The 14,657-nt window shown below is 70.7% G+C and carries 16 protein-coding genes; 9 read left to right on the top strand and 7 right to left on the bottom strand.

Features of this window, described 5'->3' with window-relative positions; translation table 11 throughout:
• Positions 1 to 555: 555 nt before the first annotated feature.
• On the bottom strand, positions 556 to 819 hold the full coding sequence (locus tag ACTWLT_RS07300) for an SCO4848 family membrane protein (protein WP_445317651.1): 264 nt from the start codon (positions 817 to 819) through the stop codon (positions 556 to 558).
• A 150-nt stretch (positions 820 to 969) separates the two neighbouring features.
• On the opposite strand from ACTWLT_RS07300, the gene ACTWLT_RS07305 reads away from it, so the two are divergent.
• From ACTWLT_RS07305 to trpS, 3 genes are all read left to right on the top strand, one after another.
• Positions 970 to 1,470 carry a PRC-barrel domain-containing protein gene (locus tag ACTWLT_RS07305; protein WP_445317652.1) on the top strand — a complete coding sequence of 167 codons (501 nt, stop codon included), beginning with the start codon at positions 970 to 972 and terminating at the stop codon, positions 1,468 to 1,470.
• A gap of 48 nt (positions 1,471 to 1,518) precedes the next feature.
• Positions 1,519 to 1,695, top strand: a complete 177-nt coding sequence (locus tag ACTWLT_RS07310) for a hypothetical protein (RefSeq protein ID WP_252416796.1) — start codon at positions 1,519 to 1,521, stop codon at positions 1,693 to 1,695.
• Positions 1,696 to 1,781: 86 nt separating this feature from the next.
• Complete coding sequence (trpS, locus tag ACTWLT_RS07315; RefSeq protein ID WP_445317653.1) at positions 1,782 to 2,840, top strand: tryptophan--tRNA ligase; 1,059 nt, start codon at positions 1,782 to 1,784, stop codon at positions 2,838 to 2,840.
• 60 nt (positions 2,841 to 2,900) lie between these two features.
• Here trpS and ACTWLT_RS07320 read toward each other — a convergent pair whose 3' ends face one another.
• Positions 2,901 to 3,623: a hypothetical protein gene (locus ACTWLT_RS07320; protein WP_445317654.1), complete on the bottom strand. Its 723-nt coding sequence runs from the start codon at positions 3,621 to 3,623 to the stop codon at positions 2,901 to 2,903.
• A gap of 72 nt (positions 3,624 to 3,695) precedes the next feature.
• Between ACTWLT_RS07320 and ACTWLT_RS07325 the strand changes: the two genes are divergently transcribed.
• The 4 genes from ACTWLT_RS07325 to ACTWLT_RS07340 all read left to right on the top strand — a co-directional run bounded on the left by ACTWLT_RS07325 (position 3,696) and on the right by ACTWLT_RS07340 (position 6,822).
• On the top strand, positions 3,696 to 4,355 hold the full coding sequence (locus tag ACTWLT_RS07325) for a winged helix-turn-helix transcriptional regulator (protein WP_445317655.1): 660 nt from the start codon (positions 3,696 to 3,698) through the stop codon (positions 4,353 to 4,355).
• A 188-nt stretch (positions 4,356 to 4,543) separates the two neighbouring features.
• Entirely contained in the window at positions 4,544 to 4,891 is a 348-nt protein-coding gene (locus ACTWLT_RS07330) for a YciI family protein (RefSeq protein ID WP_445317836.1), read from the top strand.
• A gap of 2 nt (positions 4,892 to 4,893) precedes the next feature.
• Positions 4,894 to 6,174, top strand: a complete 1,281-nt coding sequence (locus ACTWLT_RS07335) for an RNA polymerase sigma factor (protein WP_445317656.1) — start codon at positions 4,894 to 4,896, stop codon at positions 6,172 to 6,174.
• A gap of 57 nt (positions 6,175 to 6,231) precedes the next feature.
• Positions 6,232 to 6,822 carry an HAD family hydrolase gene (locus ACTWLT_RS07340; RefSeq protein ID WP_445317657.1) on the top strand — a complete coding sequence of 197 codons (591 nt, stop codon included), beginning with the start codon at positions 6,232 to 6,234 and terminating at the stop codon, positions 6,820 to 6,822.
• 4 nt (positions 6,823 to 6,826) lie between these two features.
• Here the strand turns inward: ACTWLT_RS07340 and ACTWLT_RS07345 are convergent, their stop codons facing one another.
• On the bottom strand, positions 6,827 to 7,336 hold the full coding sequence (locus ACTWLT_RS07345) for a DUF6194 family protein (RefSeq protein WP_445317658.1): 510 nt from the start codon (positions 7,334 to 7,336) through the stop codon (positions 6,827 to 6,829).
• 66 nt (positions 7,337 to 7,402) lie between these two features.
• Here ACTWLT_RS07345 and ACTWLT_RS07350 point away from each other — a divergent pair, with 66 nt between their 5' ends.
• The gene (locus ACTWLT_RS07350; RefSeq protein ID WP_445317837.1) at positions 7,403 to 8,143 is read left to right on the top strand and encodes a TioE family transcriptional regulator; all 741 of its coding nucleotides are present in this window, start codon (positions 7,403 to 7,405) and stop codon (positions 8,141 to 8,143) included.
• On the opposite strand, the gene ACTWLT_RS07355 is transcribed toward ACTWLT_RS07350, so the two are convergent.
• The 4 genes from ACTWLT_RS07355 to ACTWLT_RS07370 form a co-directional block, all read right to left on the bottom strand.
• Positions 8,140 to 9,111 carry a quinone oxidoreductase family protein gene (locus ACTWLT_RS07355; RefSeq protein WP_445317659.1) on the bottom strand — a complete coding sequence of 324 codons (972 nt, stop codon included), beginning with the start codon at positions 9,109 to 9,111 and terminating at the stop codon, positions 8,140 to 8,142. The genes ACTWLT_RS07350 and ACTWLT_RS07355 overlap by 4 nt on opposite strands.
• Positions 9,112 to 9,245: 134 nt before the next feature.
• Positions 9,246 to 10,316, bottom strand: coding sequence for a COG1361 family protein (locus tag ACTWLT_RS07360; protein ID WP_445317660.1), 1,071 nt, complete (start codon positions 10,314 to 10,316; stop codon positions 9,246 to 9,248).
• A 90-nt stretch (positions 10,317 to 10,406) separates the two neighbouring features.
• A complete protein-coding gene (locus tag ACTWLT_RS07365) occupies positions 10,407 to 12,380 on the bottom strand; it encodes a purple acid phosphatase family protein (protein WP_445317661.1) in 1,974 nt (657 codons plus the stop codon).
• Between the two features lie 142 nt (positions 12,381 to 12,522).
• On the bottom strand, positions 12,523 to 13,740 hold the full coding sequence (locus ACTWLT_RS07370) for a HupE/UreJ family protein (RefSeq protein WP_445317662.1): 1,218 nt from the start codon (positions 13,738 to 13,740) through the stop codon (positions 12,523 to 12,525).
• 177 nt (positions 13,741 to 13,917) lie between these two features.
• Here ACTWLT_RS07370 and ACTWLT_RS07375 point away from each other — a divergent pair, with 177 nt between their 5' ends.
• Positions 13,918 to 14,592, top strand: coding sequence for a type 1 periplasmic-binding domain-containing protein (locus tag ACTWLT_RS07375; protein ID WP_445317663.1), 675 nt, complete (start codon positions 13,918 to 13,920; stop codon positions 14,590 to 14,592).
• Positions 14,593 to 14,657: the final 65 nt, after the last annotated feature.

Below are 14,657 nucleotides of genomic sequence, written 5' to 3' on the forward strand. Positions count from 1 at the left end.
GCCGCTCAGTGGCGCCGGGCACTTTTACTACGTTACCTCACCGTCTTCGCCGTGTCAAACCGTGTGTCCCGGTCTGTCGTGCTTCGTACGGGTTGGTCCCGGCGCACTCACGCAGCAGCGAACCGCTGCGTCAGGTCGTCGGATTTGGCAGGCCGGCCGCTGCGGTCTCCCGCTAGCTCGCCCGGTTCCCTGCCGGTCGTAAACCTTACCCGGTCGGCTTCGCCGCACCAAATCCGACTCGCGGCGATCCTTGGGGGCACCTCCCGGCACCGAAGTCTGGAAGGTGTAACCCCTCCGACCCGGCGGCCATTCCCGCGCTCCGGCCTCTCAGGCTTTCGCCTGTTTCGTCCGTTCCGCGCTGGCAGAGAGAAAGTTACGCGTCTGCGGGTTTGATCGTCAAATCCGCGGGAAGCGTCCCGCGTCACACTCGCTGCGCCAAGACGTTTCTCCAGGTCAGCGCGATCTGACGATTCCTCGACGTAGCGCGGGCGCGGCTGGGAGGGTCGTCGGTTCACCCACTGTGACCGGGCGGCTCCCGACTGGGGCCGCGGGCCGTCAGGCCGCCGGGCGCTGCTGGCGCCGGCGCGCGGCGAACCAGGCCCGGATGCCGAGGACACCGACGGTGGTTCCGATCGCCAGGGACGCGCCGATCAGCAGGGCGTGCACCCACAGGAAGCTGGTCGCCGCGCCGTCCCCCACCGTTCCGGACGCCCAGGAACGCGGGTCCTGCCAGATGGCGACGGCGAACCTCGGCCAGATCACCCAGGTCCAGATTCCGACCCCGACCAGGAAGACGGCCCACCCACGCGACAGCACCATGGCAGCCGAGTATGCCAGCGGACCTGCTCACCCAGCTGCGACCTGTTCCGGGCGGCGCTCCTCCTCCACTCGGCACTGCCGCCGTTTCCGCTCGGAGCGGGGTGGGCACTGCGGAACGGGACAGCCGAAGACCGTCACCGGAGGTGTCCCGTGCAACCCTCGACCTTCAGTCCCTGGGACTGGCGCGACCCGTCCGCCCTCGCCGGCGGGTACACGCAGACGACCCCCTCGGTGACCCCTCCGGACAACGCCGACGGTGGGCACGACGGGCCGGACGCACCGGGCCCCGGCACGCCGATCGACCTGGTCGGCTACCGGGTGCAGGCGACCGACGGCCGGATCGGCACCATCGACGAGGCGAGCCACGAGGCGGACGCGCGGTACCTGGTTGTCGACACGGGTCCATGGATCCTCGGCCACAAGGTGCTGCTCCCGGCCGGCACGGTGGCCCGGGTCGACCACCTGGACCGCATCGTGCACGTCGACCGGAGCCGGCAGGAGATCAGGGACGCACCGCCGTTCGACCCGGGGTCGGCGGGCCCGGAGTACCGGGAACGCGTCGGCAGCTACTACTCGGAGCGCTACCGGCCACAGGAGTCCGCGGACCCCGAGCGGGAGCGCCCGGCCGAAGCCGGCGACCCGCGGCGCTGAGCCACCGACCGGGCGGTGCGGGTGCGGCACCACGGGTACCGTGAAGCCGTGGTCCGGACGAGCAACTGCACGCCGGAGGCGGTCGAGATGGTCGACTGCCTCCCGCTCGGTGTGGTGCCCGGGTTCCCGATCAGCTCCGGCGATGGCCGTGAGCAACTCCTCGACGTACTCCGTGCTGGTGGTCTGCGGTACCGCGCCGGCGCGCGATGGCGGACGGCTCGCTGAGCCGACCCGCTGACCGACGGGGCGAATTCGTCCCGCTCGGCGCGCGCCCACGCGTCATCCACCTTCCGCACGAGAGGCACACCACCATGTCCGTCGCACGAATGCTCACCGGCGACCGGCCCACCGGCCGCCTGCACCTCGGCCACTACGTCGGCAGCATCGCCAACCGGGTGCGGCTGCACCACCGGTACGAGAGCTTCTTCATCATCGCCGACCTGCACATGCTGACCACCAGGAACCGCCGCGAGGACATCGACCAGGTCTCCGGCAACGCCCGCGAGATGGTGACCGACATCCTCGCCGCCGGCGTCGACCCGGCACGGGCCACGTTCTACCTCCAGTCGGCCATCCCGGAGGTGGGCGATCTGAACACCCTCCTGCAGAACCTGGTGACCGTGCCCCGACTGGAACGGGTGCCGTCGCTGAAGGACATGGCCCGGGACGCGGGCAAGGAGGAGATGCCGTACGGGCTGCTGGGCTACCCGGTGCTCCAGGCCGCGGACATCCTCTGCGTGAAGGGGGAGGTGGTCCCGGTCGGCCGGGACAACGCCGCGCACGTCGAGGTGACCAGGGAGATCGCCCGCCGGTTCAACCACCTGTACGGGCCGGTCTTCCCGGTGCCCGAGCTGCTCCCGGCGGACACGCCGAGCCTGGTGGGCACCGACGGCGCGGCCAAGATGAGCAAGAGCCGCGGCAACACGATCGCCCTGTCCGACGACGCTGCCATGGTGCGTCGCAAGGTGCTCGGCATGTACACCGACCCGAACCGGGTGCGGGCCGACGTGCCGGGCACCGTGGAGGGCAACCCGGTCTTCGCGTACCACGAGGTGTTCAACCCGGACCGTGACGAGGTGGCCGACCTGGCCACGCGTTACCGGGCCGGGCGGGTTGGCGACGTGGAGGTCAAGGAGCGGCTGGTCGACGCGCTGGAGCGGTTCCTGGCGCCGATCCGGGAGCGTCGAGCCGAGATCGAGGCCGACCGGGGGCTGGTCGACCGGTTGATCGTCGAGGGCACCGAGCGGACCCGGCAGGAGGTCCGGCAGACGCTGGTCGAGGTCCGGCGGGCCATGGGGCTGACCGGGGCGTACCAGCAGGTTCGTCGGCGGGCCGAGCGGAGCCGACGGCGGACGGACGCCCCGGTCTGAGGCCGGGGCGTCCGGTCACCGACGCTGCGCCGGATCCGCCGCGCCCGCACCCGGCGGGACTCAGCGGATGCGGACGTCCGCCAGGTCCAGCGTGATGGGCGTCCAGGAGAGGTCCGGGGTGCGGTCCTCCTGGCGGATGTGGATCCGGCGCCGCGTCGGGACGACCAGGCCGTCGACCCGGGTGTGCCCGCTGACGTAGTGCGCGGTGGGCGAGTAGCCGTTGACCACCGGTTGGTACTCCATCCGCCGCAGCAGCCCGCCGTCGTCGAAGTAGTACAGCTGGGTCTCGTTGTGGGTGTCCACGTTCTCGGGGAAGGTGACGCTGAGACCTCGCCACACCTCGCCGTTCTCCGTCCACGGCTCGACCTCGTGGGCCTCGACGCCGGGCCACGTGAACAGCACCGGCTCGACCAGGTAGTGCCAGGTGGCGTAGGCGCGGAAGTAGCCGGCCTGGGCGATCGACCACTGGCTCTCCCGGGTGTACCCGTCGAAGCTGGCCCGGGGATGGTCCAGTTCCTCGGTCAGGGTGCCGTTCGCCGCGGTGACGGTCACACGATCGGCCTCGCGGTCGTACTCGACGACCTGGCCGCTTCCCTGATCAACGTGCCGGACCTGCTGCCGGTGCAGGTCGGCCTCGACCAGCTCGGTGCTGGCGAATTCCGGACGGCCCTTGAACTCCCAGAACGGCCCGTCGTAGGTGACCCGGGCGGTGAGGGTCGAGGCGGTGTTCCAGCGGTCCAGACCGCCGTGTCGCTCGACGACGTGAGCGAGCAGTGCGTCCATTGCTTACTCCTAAGTTAGGACTGGTCGGTGCGACCGTAGCACCGGATGGTGGACAACGACTAGAATCGGGCCGTGGCACAGCGGAGTTATCAGGACGCCTGCGGGGCGGCGCGCGCGATGGACCTCATCGGCGAGCGCTGGGCCCTGCTGGTCGTCCGGGAGCTGGTCTTCGGGCCGAAGCGCTTCGGTGACCTGCGGGCAGGCCTGCCGAAGGCCAGCCAGAACGTGCTCAGCCAGCGGCTGCGGGAGCTGGAGCAGTCCGGCATCGTCCGGCGGGTCCAGCTCGGGCCGCCGGCCAGCGTGCACGCGTACGAGCTGACCGAGCGGGGGCGGCTGCTGGAGTCGACGCTGATCGAGCTGTCCCGCTGGGGCGCCGGCCTGCCCGACGAGTCGGACGGCGAGATGAGCACGGACGCGTTCATGCTGCTGCTCAAGGCTCTCTACCGCCCTCCGACCGGCGAGCCACTGACCGCTCGGCTGGGGCTGCGGGTGGGCAGCGACGCGTTCGACGTCGGGGTGAGGCAGGACACGATCACCGTGGTCCGTGGCCGGACGAGCGAGGCCGACGTGACGGTCACCGGCACGGTCGCCGCGCTGCGCGATCTGATGTTCGGGGGCACGCCGGTGCGGTCGGCGATCTCCCGTGGAGCGATCGAGGTGCAGGGCGACATCCGGGTCGCCGAGCGGTTCTTTCCCCTCTTCTCGCCGCCGACGGACGATGAGCGCGGCTGAACGGCCGACCGGTTGTTCCCGCTTGCCGCGCTCGCGCTGCTGACCGTCCTCCTGCTCGCTGTGACCTGCCACCCGACGGGTGAGGCCGGGAAAGATCTCCGACTGCCGTGTCGACATCCCCGGTGTCCGTTCGTCGTCATGCTGTACGGCGACCCCGCCGCACCGAGAGGAGCCGGAACGTGAAGTACATGCTGCTGTTCATGAGCCCGACGACGGAGTGGGAGACGCCCGTCGACGGGTGCGACTTCGAGGACTGGATCCGCTACGACCGTGAGATGAAGGACGCCGGCATCTGGGTGTCCGGGCACCCGTTGCAGGACCTCACCACCTGCACGACGGTGCAGGTCGGGCCGGCCGGCGAACGCACGATCACCGACGGGCCGTTCGCCGAGACCCGCGAGGTGCTCGGTGGGTACGACATCATCGACGTGCCGGATCTCGACGCCGCGCTGGAGTGGGCGGCCCGCAGCCCGGGCGCCCTCGGCGGCGGGTCGGTCCAGGTGCGTCCGGTCGCCGAGATCGAGGTGGAGGTCTGACGGTGTCGCGCGAGGAGGCAGCCGGGGCGCGGCCTGTCGTGTCGTCGGTGGAGGCGGTGTTCCGGGAGGAACGCGGCCGGCTGCTCGCCTCGCTCGTGCACCGCTTCGGCGACCTCGACCTGGCCGAGGAGGTCGCCTCCGAGGCCATCGAGGCGGCGCTGGTGCACTGGCCGACCGGTGGCGTCCCGAGCCGGCCGGGTGCCTGGCTGCTCACCACGGCCCGCCGCCGTGCCGTGGACCGGCTGCGCCGCGACCGGGTGCTGGCCACCCGGCTCGCCGTGCTCCGGGCGGAGGCGGAACGGGCCGCGCCGGCTCCGCCCGCGGACGCGGACCGTGACCTGCCCGACGACCGGCTGGCACTCTTCTTCACCTGCGCGCACCCGGCCCTGCCCGCCCAGGATCGCGGAGCCCTCACTCTGCGCTTCCTCGCCGGCCTCACCACGGTCGAGGTGGCGCGGGCCTTCCTGGTGCCGCCCGCGACGATGGCCCAGCGACTCGTCCGGGCCAAGCGGAAGATCCGCGACGCGCGCATCCCGTTCCGGGTGCCCGGTGCCGACGAGCTGCCCGAACGTCTGCCCACGGTGCTCCAGGCGATCTACTCGGTCTTCACCGAGGGCTACGCCGCCAGCTCCGGCCCGGACCTCCAGCGCATCGACCTCGCCGAGGAGGCCATCCGGCTGGCCCGAATCCTGCGTCGGCTGCTGCCCGCCGAGCGGGAGGTCGCCGGGCTGCTCGGGCTGATGCTGCTGGTCCACGCCCGGCGCGCCGCGCGTACCGGGCCGGACGGCCAGGTGATCCTCCTCGACGACCAGGACCGCGGACGCTGGGACCACCCCATGATCGAGGAGGGGCGCGGGTTGGTGGTGATCGCGCTGACCGGCCGGTCGCCCGGGCCGTACGGGGTGCAGGCGGCGATCGCCGCGCTGCACGACGAGGCAGCCGACGTGGCCAGCACCGACTGGCCGCAGGTGGTGGCGCTGTACGACGTACTGCTCGGTCTGGTCCCCTCGCCGGTGGTCGCACTCAACCGCGCCGCGGCGGTGGCCATGCGGGACGGACCGGAGGCGGGGCTCGCCCTGCTGGACGGGTTGGCCGACGATCCGCGGCTGCGCGGCTACCACCTCTATCCGGCGACCCGGGCGGATCTGCTGCGTCGACTCGGCCGGTACGGCGAGGCCGCGGCGGCGTACCGGAGCGCCCTGACGCTGGTCGGCACCGAGCCGGAACGGGCGCAGCTGCTCCGCCGGCTCGAATCCGTCACCACCGGCGGACAGTCCGACTGACCTGAGGGCCCGGCCGCCGCCCCTGGCCGGCCACGGCAGGCGCTGTAGCCTGCACCGGTGAGTCTGACCGTGCCACCCGGCGAGTTCGCGGCGTACCTGTTCGACTGTGACGGCACCATCGTCGACTCGATGCCGCTGCACTACCTGGCCTGGCAGCGGGTCCTGGACGAGTGGGGCTGCGAGTTCCCGGAGGACCTGTTCTACGCCTGGGGTGGCCGGCCGGTGGCCGACATCATCGCCACCCTGAACGAGCGGCACGGTCTGACCATGCCGGTGGCGACCGTCATGGAGCGCCAGGAGAGCTACTACCAGGAGCTGCTGCCACAGCTCGCCGCCGTGCCGGAGGTGCTGGTGCACATCCACGACGCCCACCAGAGGGTGCCGTTCGCCGTCGTCTCCGGCAGCACCCGGGCCTCGGTCACCGCGTCCCTCGACGCGCTGGGCCTGCTCGACCGGTTCGACGTGCTGGTGTGCGCCGACGACTACACGCGGGCCAAGCCCGACCCGGAGGCCTTCCTGCTGGCGGCGGCGCACCTCGGCGTACCCCCGGGGTCCTGCCTGGTCTTCGAGGACACCGACCTGGGCATCCAGGCCGCGACCGCGGCCGGCATGGCGTCGGTACGCGTGCCGCACCCCCGCGAGCGCTGACCGCTCAGCGCCGCTGCCGGTCCAGCGAGCGCTGGTGCCGACGCGACGCCCGCTGGTGTGCGTGCGCGAGCAACCGGTCGACCTCCGCCAGGCTGCGCGGGCCCGGGTTGAGCACACACGCCCAGCCGTGGGTGCCGTAGACGGGATGGGGCACGACCTGGTCGAGGGCGGTGAAGTCGACCACGCGACGGTGGTCGTCGGACTGCGCCGGCGGATAGCCGAACAGGTTCTGGAACTCCTCGCGGCCGAGGTCCAGGCTGAGCCGGAAGATGCCCGGCCGATCGATCTGCGAATCCTCGTCGAAGCCGGCGGTGTCCTGCCCGACGAGGGTGGCGAACGGCCGACGACGGTCCGGGCCGACGAAGAAGAACCGGTCGCCCCAACTGGACTGCGGGGCGCCCGACGCCTCGTCGGCCCGTACGACCGCAACCTCGGGCAGGGCGAGGATGAGATCGGCGATGTCGTCGGCGCCGAGGCCGAACGACCAGGCGGCGGGCATTGATGAAGAAGCCATGACCTTCACCGTATCGTTGAACCACCCGTTGAGACTTGTACGCACGAACGCTTCAGGGAGCGGTAGCTGAACCCTCAAAGAGCAGGACACGCCTACCGGCCGGTCGACCTGGCCCGGGAGCACGGCATCTCCAGCCAGGCGGTCCGCAACTACGAGCACGACGGCGTCATCCCCGCCGCCCGGCGCACGCCGAACGGCTACCGCGCGTACACGGAGGTGCACGCCGCGGCGCTGCGCGCCTACCTGGCGCTGGTGGCGGGCCACGGATACGCGGGCGCCGGCGAGATCATGCGGGCGGCCGTCCGCGGTGACCTGGACGCCGCCCTGCGCGCCGTCGACAGCGGTCACGTGCAACTGGTACGCGACCGCGAGACCCTCGACGCCGTCGAGGCGACGATCGGGGTGCTCACCGCCGCGCCCGCGCCCCGCCCGCCCGGTCGGCCGCTGACCGTCGGCGACCTCGCCCACCGGCTCGGCGTGACACCGGCGACCCTGCGGAAGTGGGAACGGGCAGGCGTCCTGTCCCCGGCGCGCGACCGCACCTCCCGCCAGCGCCTGTACGGCCCGGACGACGTCCGGGACGCCGAACTCGCCCACCTCCTGCGCCGGGGCGGTTACCTGCTGGACCACATCGCGACGGTGATTCGGCAGGTACGCGCCGCCGACGGCCCCGAGCCGCTCGCGGCGTCCCTGCACGCCTGGCGGCAGCGGCTGGCCGTCCGCGGCCACGCGATGCTCGTTGGCGCCGGCCACCTCGCCGGCTACCTCGTGGCGACGAACGGTGACAGCCCGGCCGCCCGGCACTAGACGATCGTCAGCAGCAGCTTGCCCGGGTGGGAGCTCTGGAGCCGCCGGTGCGCCTCCACCGCCTTGCCGAGGGGGAACGTCTCGGCGACGTGCACCTGGAACGGTCCGGCCTCGATCAGTTCGTTGAGGCGCTGCAACTGCTGCGGGTTGGCCACACCGTCGTACGCCCGCACCGACATGCCGGGCCGTTCGCTCGGCTCCGGCTGCACACCGTGGGCGTACGCGACCACGCCGCCGTCGGAGAGCGCCTCGGTGAGCCGGTCCAGCGTCTTGCCGCCGGCCATGGCCAGGATGCCGTTCACCCCTTCCGGGGCAGCGTCCCGAATCCGCGCCAGCACCTCGGCGGGGTCGCCGTGGCCGTCGAGGGACACGTCGGCACCGAGCCGGGTCACCAGCGCCACCCCGTCCCGCCCGGAGGCAACCGCGATCACGTTGAGCCTCTGGCGCTTGGCCAACTGCACGGCAAGGTGGCCCTGCCCGCCGCTCGCGCCGAAGATCAACAGCCAGGCACCGGCCGGCAGGCTCAGGGTGTCCAGCCCCGCCAGGGCGGTCAACGCGTCGGTGGGCATGGCGCCGGCGTGCTCCACCGGCACACCCTCGGGCAGCTTGGCCGCGTACTGCGCCTTCGTCACCGCGTACTCGGCGTAGAAGCCGCCCTTCGGTCGGGTGGTGGCGGACACGTAGACCAGGTCGCCCGGCGCGACGTTGGTCACCTGGCTGCCGACGGCGACCACGGTCCCCGCGCCGTCGGAGCCGGGCACGATCGGGAACTCGGCACCTTCGGGCACCAGCACGCCCTGGCGTTCGTACGCGTCCCACACCCCCACGCCGGCGCTCCACACCTTGATGAGCACCTCGTCGTCGGCGACCTGAGGTACCGGCAGCTTCCGCAGGCTGATCACCTCCGGCCCGCCGAACTCGTCGAAGGCCGCAGCCTGCATCCGCTCGGGCACATCTCCGTCAGCCATCTGGATTCCCTCTCCGCGCCGGCATCACCCGTCGCAGCATGCCGGCTCCGGGGCGGACCCGGTCCGGGCCCGCGCACCGTTCACCCACAAGGGCGACCGCCGCCGGCCGGTGGCCTCGGGCACGGATGCGATGTCTACGCCTCCTGGCCGCGCAGCGCCTGCTCGACGGCGTCGCGCACCCGGGCGTCCTCACGCGCCCTGCGCGCGACGCGGTTGCGGCGCCGGTACAGCAGCGCGCCGACGAGCACGGCGATCAGCACGACGAGCACCAGCACGAGCATCCACGGCAGTGCCCAGCCGTGCGCCGTGACCTGGACCGGCTTGAGCGGGGTGATGGAGCCCGACGCGTCGGTGAGCAGTGGCGTGAGGGTCGCGGTCGCCGCCAGCCGGGCCGTGGGAGCGACGCCGTGCACGGGCACCGTCACCTTCCAACTCTCACCCGGCAGCAACTCCGGCGGTGCGGAGATCCCGCCCGCCCTGACCCGCAGGGACCCGAACGGGCCCGAGACGGACACCGCCTGCTTGCCGGCGAGGGCGGCGTTGCCGGTGTTGCGGATCGTGTAGGTGACGGTGGCGTCACCCTTGCTGAACGGGTTGAACGTGCCGGCGTACGTCACGTGGAGGTCGTCGATCGCGAGGCTCGGCTTCAGCTCGCCGCCGACCCGCAACGTGATCCGGATGCCGAGGCGCCGGTCCACGTTGATGCCCTCGGCCTGTTCGGCCTGGGTCAGGGAGGTGAGGATGCCGCCGACGTAGTCGCCGGGCGTGGCGTTCTCGGGAACGCTGATCCTGAAGGGGACCTGGGCGGTCTTCCCAGGCTGGATGGCGACGCTGCCGGTGCCGGCCCGGGCCCAGGCCCCGATCGCGGTCGACGTCTTGTCCCGGGGGAACAGGTCGAGTTGACCGGCCTCGGTCGTGAAGCCGTCGGCGGCGTACACGGACAGCTTCAAGGGCGCCTTGCCGCGGTTGGCGACGACCATCTCGTCCTCGACCACACCACCGGGGTTGACGTTGTAGCTGTAGCTGGACCGGGCCGCGCCGTAGCTGTTGGAGGCCGTCCGGACCGTCCAGGCGACGTCGCCGTCCGCCGCGAGGGCGGGACCCGGGGCCAGGCCGGCGACGGCGGAGGTGGCGAGCAGGGCCAGAGTGGCCGTACGAAGGAGTGTGCCGGTCGTGGTCTTCCAGCGCCTGACGGACGCGTTCATGTCGGGTCCTTGAGGTGATCTTGGGAGGCTTGCAACGGGTGGCGGGGTAGGCACCCTCTGGTGCCTACCCCGCCCGGTGGAACGGATCGATCAGCTGCTCAGCGCGGTGATCGTGAGGGTGGTGCGGTAGCTGCCCTTCGCGATGCTGTCCGGGATCTTCAGATCCAGGTCGGCACCGAGCTTGGCGCCGCCGCGGGGGTGACCCTGTGCGGCCGCGGCGAGGCCGCTGGAGACCGACAGGCCCTTGCCCTGGTCGTCGAAGCCCGACAGGACCGGAGCACCGGCCTCGGCGCCGGCGCCGGCGTCGAGCACGTACGGGGTCCAGCCCAGGTAGGAGCCGGAGAACGTCTTGTCGGCGTCCTGGAAGTCACCCACGTTGGCCGAGATCGACCACGGGGCGAGCGTGCGGCGGCTGTCCGACACGAGGATCGGGTTGATCTTGCCGTTCGCCTGGAAGTAGGTGCCGTCACGCTCCTGTGCGGTACCGAGGTCGACGAGGCCGTTGTAGCCGTCGATCGTCCAGCCGAACTCACCCGGAGCCGGGCTCGGCACGTTGACCTGGATGGCCTGGCCGTCACCGTGGTACGGGTGCACCGTCACGTTGTCGACGATCGAGCCGACCGGCTGACCCTCGGCGGTGTTGGTGCAGGAGAGGCCCTTCTCGACGGCCGCGTTCGGCGCCGCGCAGGTGCCGCTGCGGACGTTCTGCAGGACGAGCTTGTCGCCGCGCACCTGCACCTTGACGTAGCTGCGGACGTGCTCCTGGTTCTGCACCGAGTTGTACCAGTACTTGCTCGGGTCCAGGGGGTCCGGACCGTTGCCGCGAACACCGGTGCCGGTGGCGTCCGGCTTCTTGATGTCGTAGTACTTCGAGCCCGAGGCCGAGTTGGCCGTCACGTAGAGGACGCCGCCCGGGCCGGGGAACACGTCGGCAGCACCCGGCTTCTCCGCCGGGTTCTCCTTCTGGCCGTTCTTGATGGAGTAGCTACGGGAGTAGCTGTGGTCGTGACCCTGCAGCACCATGTCGACGCCGAGGTTCGAGAAGGCCGTGGTGAAGTCTTCCCGACGCTGCTTGTTGTCGGTGTCGGTGGCGTGGCTGGCCGGCGAGTAGATGGAGTGGTGGTAGACCAGCACCTTCCACTTCGCCTCGGCGCCGTGCTTGTTGATGACGTCCGTGACGTAGGCGACGTGGGCCGCGTCGCCGCCGAGGGAGCCGTCCGCGGGGTTGGCGTAGCTGTTGCTGTTCAGGTCGATGAACAGCACGTCCTTGTGGATGAACCAGTAGTCACCGCCGGACCGGGTCGACTGGTCCCCGCTGTAGTACTGCGACGAGCGGTCCGTGTTCGGGGTGAAGTGGTGCTGCTCGTAGGACTTGCCGCCGACGTCGTGGTTACCGATCGTCGCCACGAGGGGATACTGACGCAGCTGGTCGGGCGCCAGGAACGAGGTCCACTGGCCCTCGTCGTTGGCGCTCTCGACATGGTCGCCGCCCGACACCAGCAGTTCGGCGTTCGGGTTGGCCCCGGTGGCCACCTTCAGCGTCTCCTCCCAGCCGGCCTGGTCCTTCAGCCGGTCGCCGGAGGAGCCGATCTGGGGGTCGCCGAAGAACAGGAAGTCGTAGTCGCCCTCGAAGTCCTGCGTCTTGAAGGCGTACGCCGGGGACCAGTTGCCCTCGGAGCCGACCCGGTACGAGTACGCGGTCTTCTCACGCAGGTTGCTGATCGTCGCGTGCCGGTTGAAGCCGGTGGTGGAGGTGTTCGCCGCGCCAACGGCGTCGAAGCTGACGGCGCTGGCCGGGAACTCGCCGTTCACGATCTCGGCGGTCGGGGCGAGCTGGATCTTCTGCGCCGTGTCGGCGGAGGAGTACCAGGTCACGACCCGCTGGGTCTCGTTCGCGCCGACGCCGAGGACGATGCCGGTGATCGTGGTGGACTCGGCCGCGCTGGCGGAGGCCGTCAGGCCGCTGCCGAGGGCCACGGTGATTCCGAGGAATCCCGCCACGACCCCGGCGACGGCGCGCCGCCGTGCGAGCCCGCGGGCCCCTGTCGAGGTGCTCAATGTCATCGACATTGTTCCCTTTTCAAATAGAGAAATGGATGAGCTTCGCCCGACGATGGGCAAGCAAACTCAAGCTTTCGCTGCCTGATGAACCAACCGTGAACGTGATCTTGCGGTTGGCTGCACTTCCCGAGGTACTTAGCCTTACTCACGATCCGGACACGCGTTGCACGAACCAGATCAGGCCCATAATGGACACCGCCCCGGAAACAGCGCCGGTCGCCCAGAGGCCGACTTTCGGCGTACGGCGTCGCAACACGATCAGCAGCGGAAAGACTGCGGCGATAATCGCCAACTGAACGACCTCGATGCCGACGTTGAACACCAGAAGCGACCACAGCAGGGTCCACGACCATGCCTCGTCGATCCCGAGCGCACCCGCGAAACCGAGGCCGTGCACGAGGCCGAAACAGAACACCACGCCGAGACGGATCCAGCCGGATCGGTCCAGATCGAAATGGCCGCGGCCCGTGGCATCGAGGTCGGTGGCATGGCCGCCGCGCCGCCAGATCCCCCACAGGTGCCAGCCCGCCACCACGGCGATCGACAGCGCGATGACCGGCTCCACGATGCTCGCCGGCACGTCGACCAGGCCGAGGGCGGCGAGCATGAACGTCACCGAGTGCGCCAGGGTGAAACTCGTGGCCGCGAGCACGATCTCCCGAGGGCGCCGCGACCCGGCGATCAGCGCCAGCAGGAACAGAATGTGGTCGATCCCGGAGAGCAGGTGCTCGGCACCCAGCAGGAAGAACTCCCCGAACCGTTCGTACCAGGCCTGGCCGGTGGAGAACGAGGGGTTGGCGGCGTCGAGCGCCGCGCTGCCCGACCGGCCGTCGATGTCGTAGGTGACGATCGTCTTGGTGCCCTTGACGTAGCCCTCGTCGTCGGCGAACAGGCCGCTGCGCACCTCGTGCTCGTCGGCCCGTTGCGGGCAGGTCCAGTCGAGCAGCAGAGTGGCGTACGGCACACCTTCGCGCCAGCCGATGATCGCGTCGGTCACCTGCGTCGGCCGACAGGCCACGCCCTTCGAGGTCACCGAGAAACGGTCGGTCACATACCTCATCACTGTTTCGGCGTGGGTGTTGAGCGCCCCAGCCTCTCGCGGGGTGTCCTTCGCTTCGAAGGCGGCCGTTCCCGCCTGGAAGAGCGCATCATCGTCGCCAGAATCGGCGGCGGACACGACGAGAAGGTCGTATTCGAGCCCCAACGCCGTCCGAATGTGACCCTCGTCTCCCGCAATGATTTTCGCGTAGACGGTGGACGCAAACCCGTGCGCCGACGCCGGTCCGGCGCTCAAAAAGGAAAGAATCGCCGCAGCGATCGAGACAACAGCGACGACAACGGTACGGCGGACGTGCCCTGACATGCGGCTCCCTCGGTTGGCCAGTGCACGTTGCACGGCACGGGTGAACACGAGCCCGCCCGCCGGAGAACCGCTGGAAAACAAAGACCCGGAACGGCCGCCTACGGATTTTCGACGACCGGATCTGAGATAGGAATACGAAGCGACACCTTCCGCCACCACCTCCGGAGGACGATCACCTTGCGCCCCCCGCTCCGGGCCGTTGCCATGCTGGCCGCGACCGCCGCACTGATCACCGGATGCAACTCCGGTGACGACTGGTCACAGCCGCGCCCCAGGCCCGCCGCCATCGGCTCCCTCGGCCCGGGATTCATCGACCCCTCCACCACGCCCGCTCCCGAGGCGACCGTCAAGCCGCGACCCGGCTCGTGGGCCGGCGTCCACCCCTCGAAGGACTACCGGGTCGTGCTGCTCACCGCCGGCGACGACCGTCCGACCAAGGCGCTCGTGACGGCGGTCGAGGACTGGGCCGACGACGAGGGCGTCGCCCTCAGGAAGGTCGTCGTCGGCGACGCCCACGACGCCGTCCCAGGCATCACCAGGGCCATGGAGATGGGCCCGGATCTCATCGTCACGGCGGGCAACGACCTCATCGACCCCCTCGCGCTGGTCACCCCCAACCACCTGGACCAGCAGTTCCTCGTGGTGGGCGCAGAACTGGCCGAGCCCACCCACAACGTCACGGCGGCCGACTGGTCCGGCGCGTCGTTCCGGGGTGAAGGGCTCGGCATGTCCTCGACGTACGACCCTGACTCGTTCACGGCCGAGCGCTGCGCGGCCGCCATCCGGGCGGGCGTTGCCGCCGTGCTCACGGACCTGACCGGGATCGTGGTCTGGCTCGACGAGTCCCAGTGAACGGGGTGGGTACGGGGCGCCCCTGACGGAGGTTCGATTGCGTGAGAGCTATACCTAGAACTACT

The organism is Micromonospora yongxingensis, assembly GCF_052601155.1.

Excerpts from the sequence above, each read along its gene's own strand:
- ACTWLT_RS07300 (WP_445317651.1), bottom strand. The coding sequence starts at position 819 with ATGGTGCTGTCGCGTGGGTGGGCCGTCTTCCTGGTCGGGGTCGGAATC.
- trpS (WP_445317653.1), top strand. The coding sequence starts at position 1,782 with ATGTCCGTCGCACGAATGCTCACCGGCGACCGGCCCACCGGCCGCCTG.
- ACTWLT_RS07320 (WP_445317654.1), bottom strand. The coding sequence starts at position 3,623 with ATGGACGCACTGCTCGCTCACGTCGTCGAGCGACACGGCGGTCTGGAC.
- ACTWLT_RS07330 (WP_445317836.1), top strand. The coding sequence starts at position 4,544 with ATGCTGCTGTTCATGAGCCCGACGACGGAGTGGGAGACGCCCGTCGAC.
- ACTWLT_RS07345 (WP_445317658.1), bottom strand. The coding sequence starts at position 7,336 with ATGGCTTCTTCATCAATGCCCGCCGCCTGGTCGTTCGGCCTCGGCGCC.
- ACTWLT_RS07355 (WP_445317659.1), bottom strand. The coding sequence starts at position 9,111 with ATGGCTGACGGAGATGTGCCCGAGCGGATGCAGGCTGCGGCCTTCGAC.
- ACTWLT_RS07360 (WP_445317660.1), bottom strand. The coding sequence starts at position 10,316 with ATGAACGCGTCCGTCAGGCGCTGGAAGACCACGACCGGCACACTCCTT.
- ACTWLT_RS07365 (WP_445317661.1), bottom strand. The coding sequence starts at position 12,380 with ATGACATTGAGCACCTCGACAGGGGCCCGCGGGCTCGCACGGCGGCGC.
- ACTWLT_RS07370 (WP_445317662.1), bottom strand. The coding sequence starts at position 13,740 with ATGTCAGGGCACGTCCGCCGTACCGTTGTCGTCGCTGTTGTCTCGATC.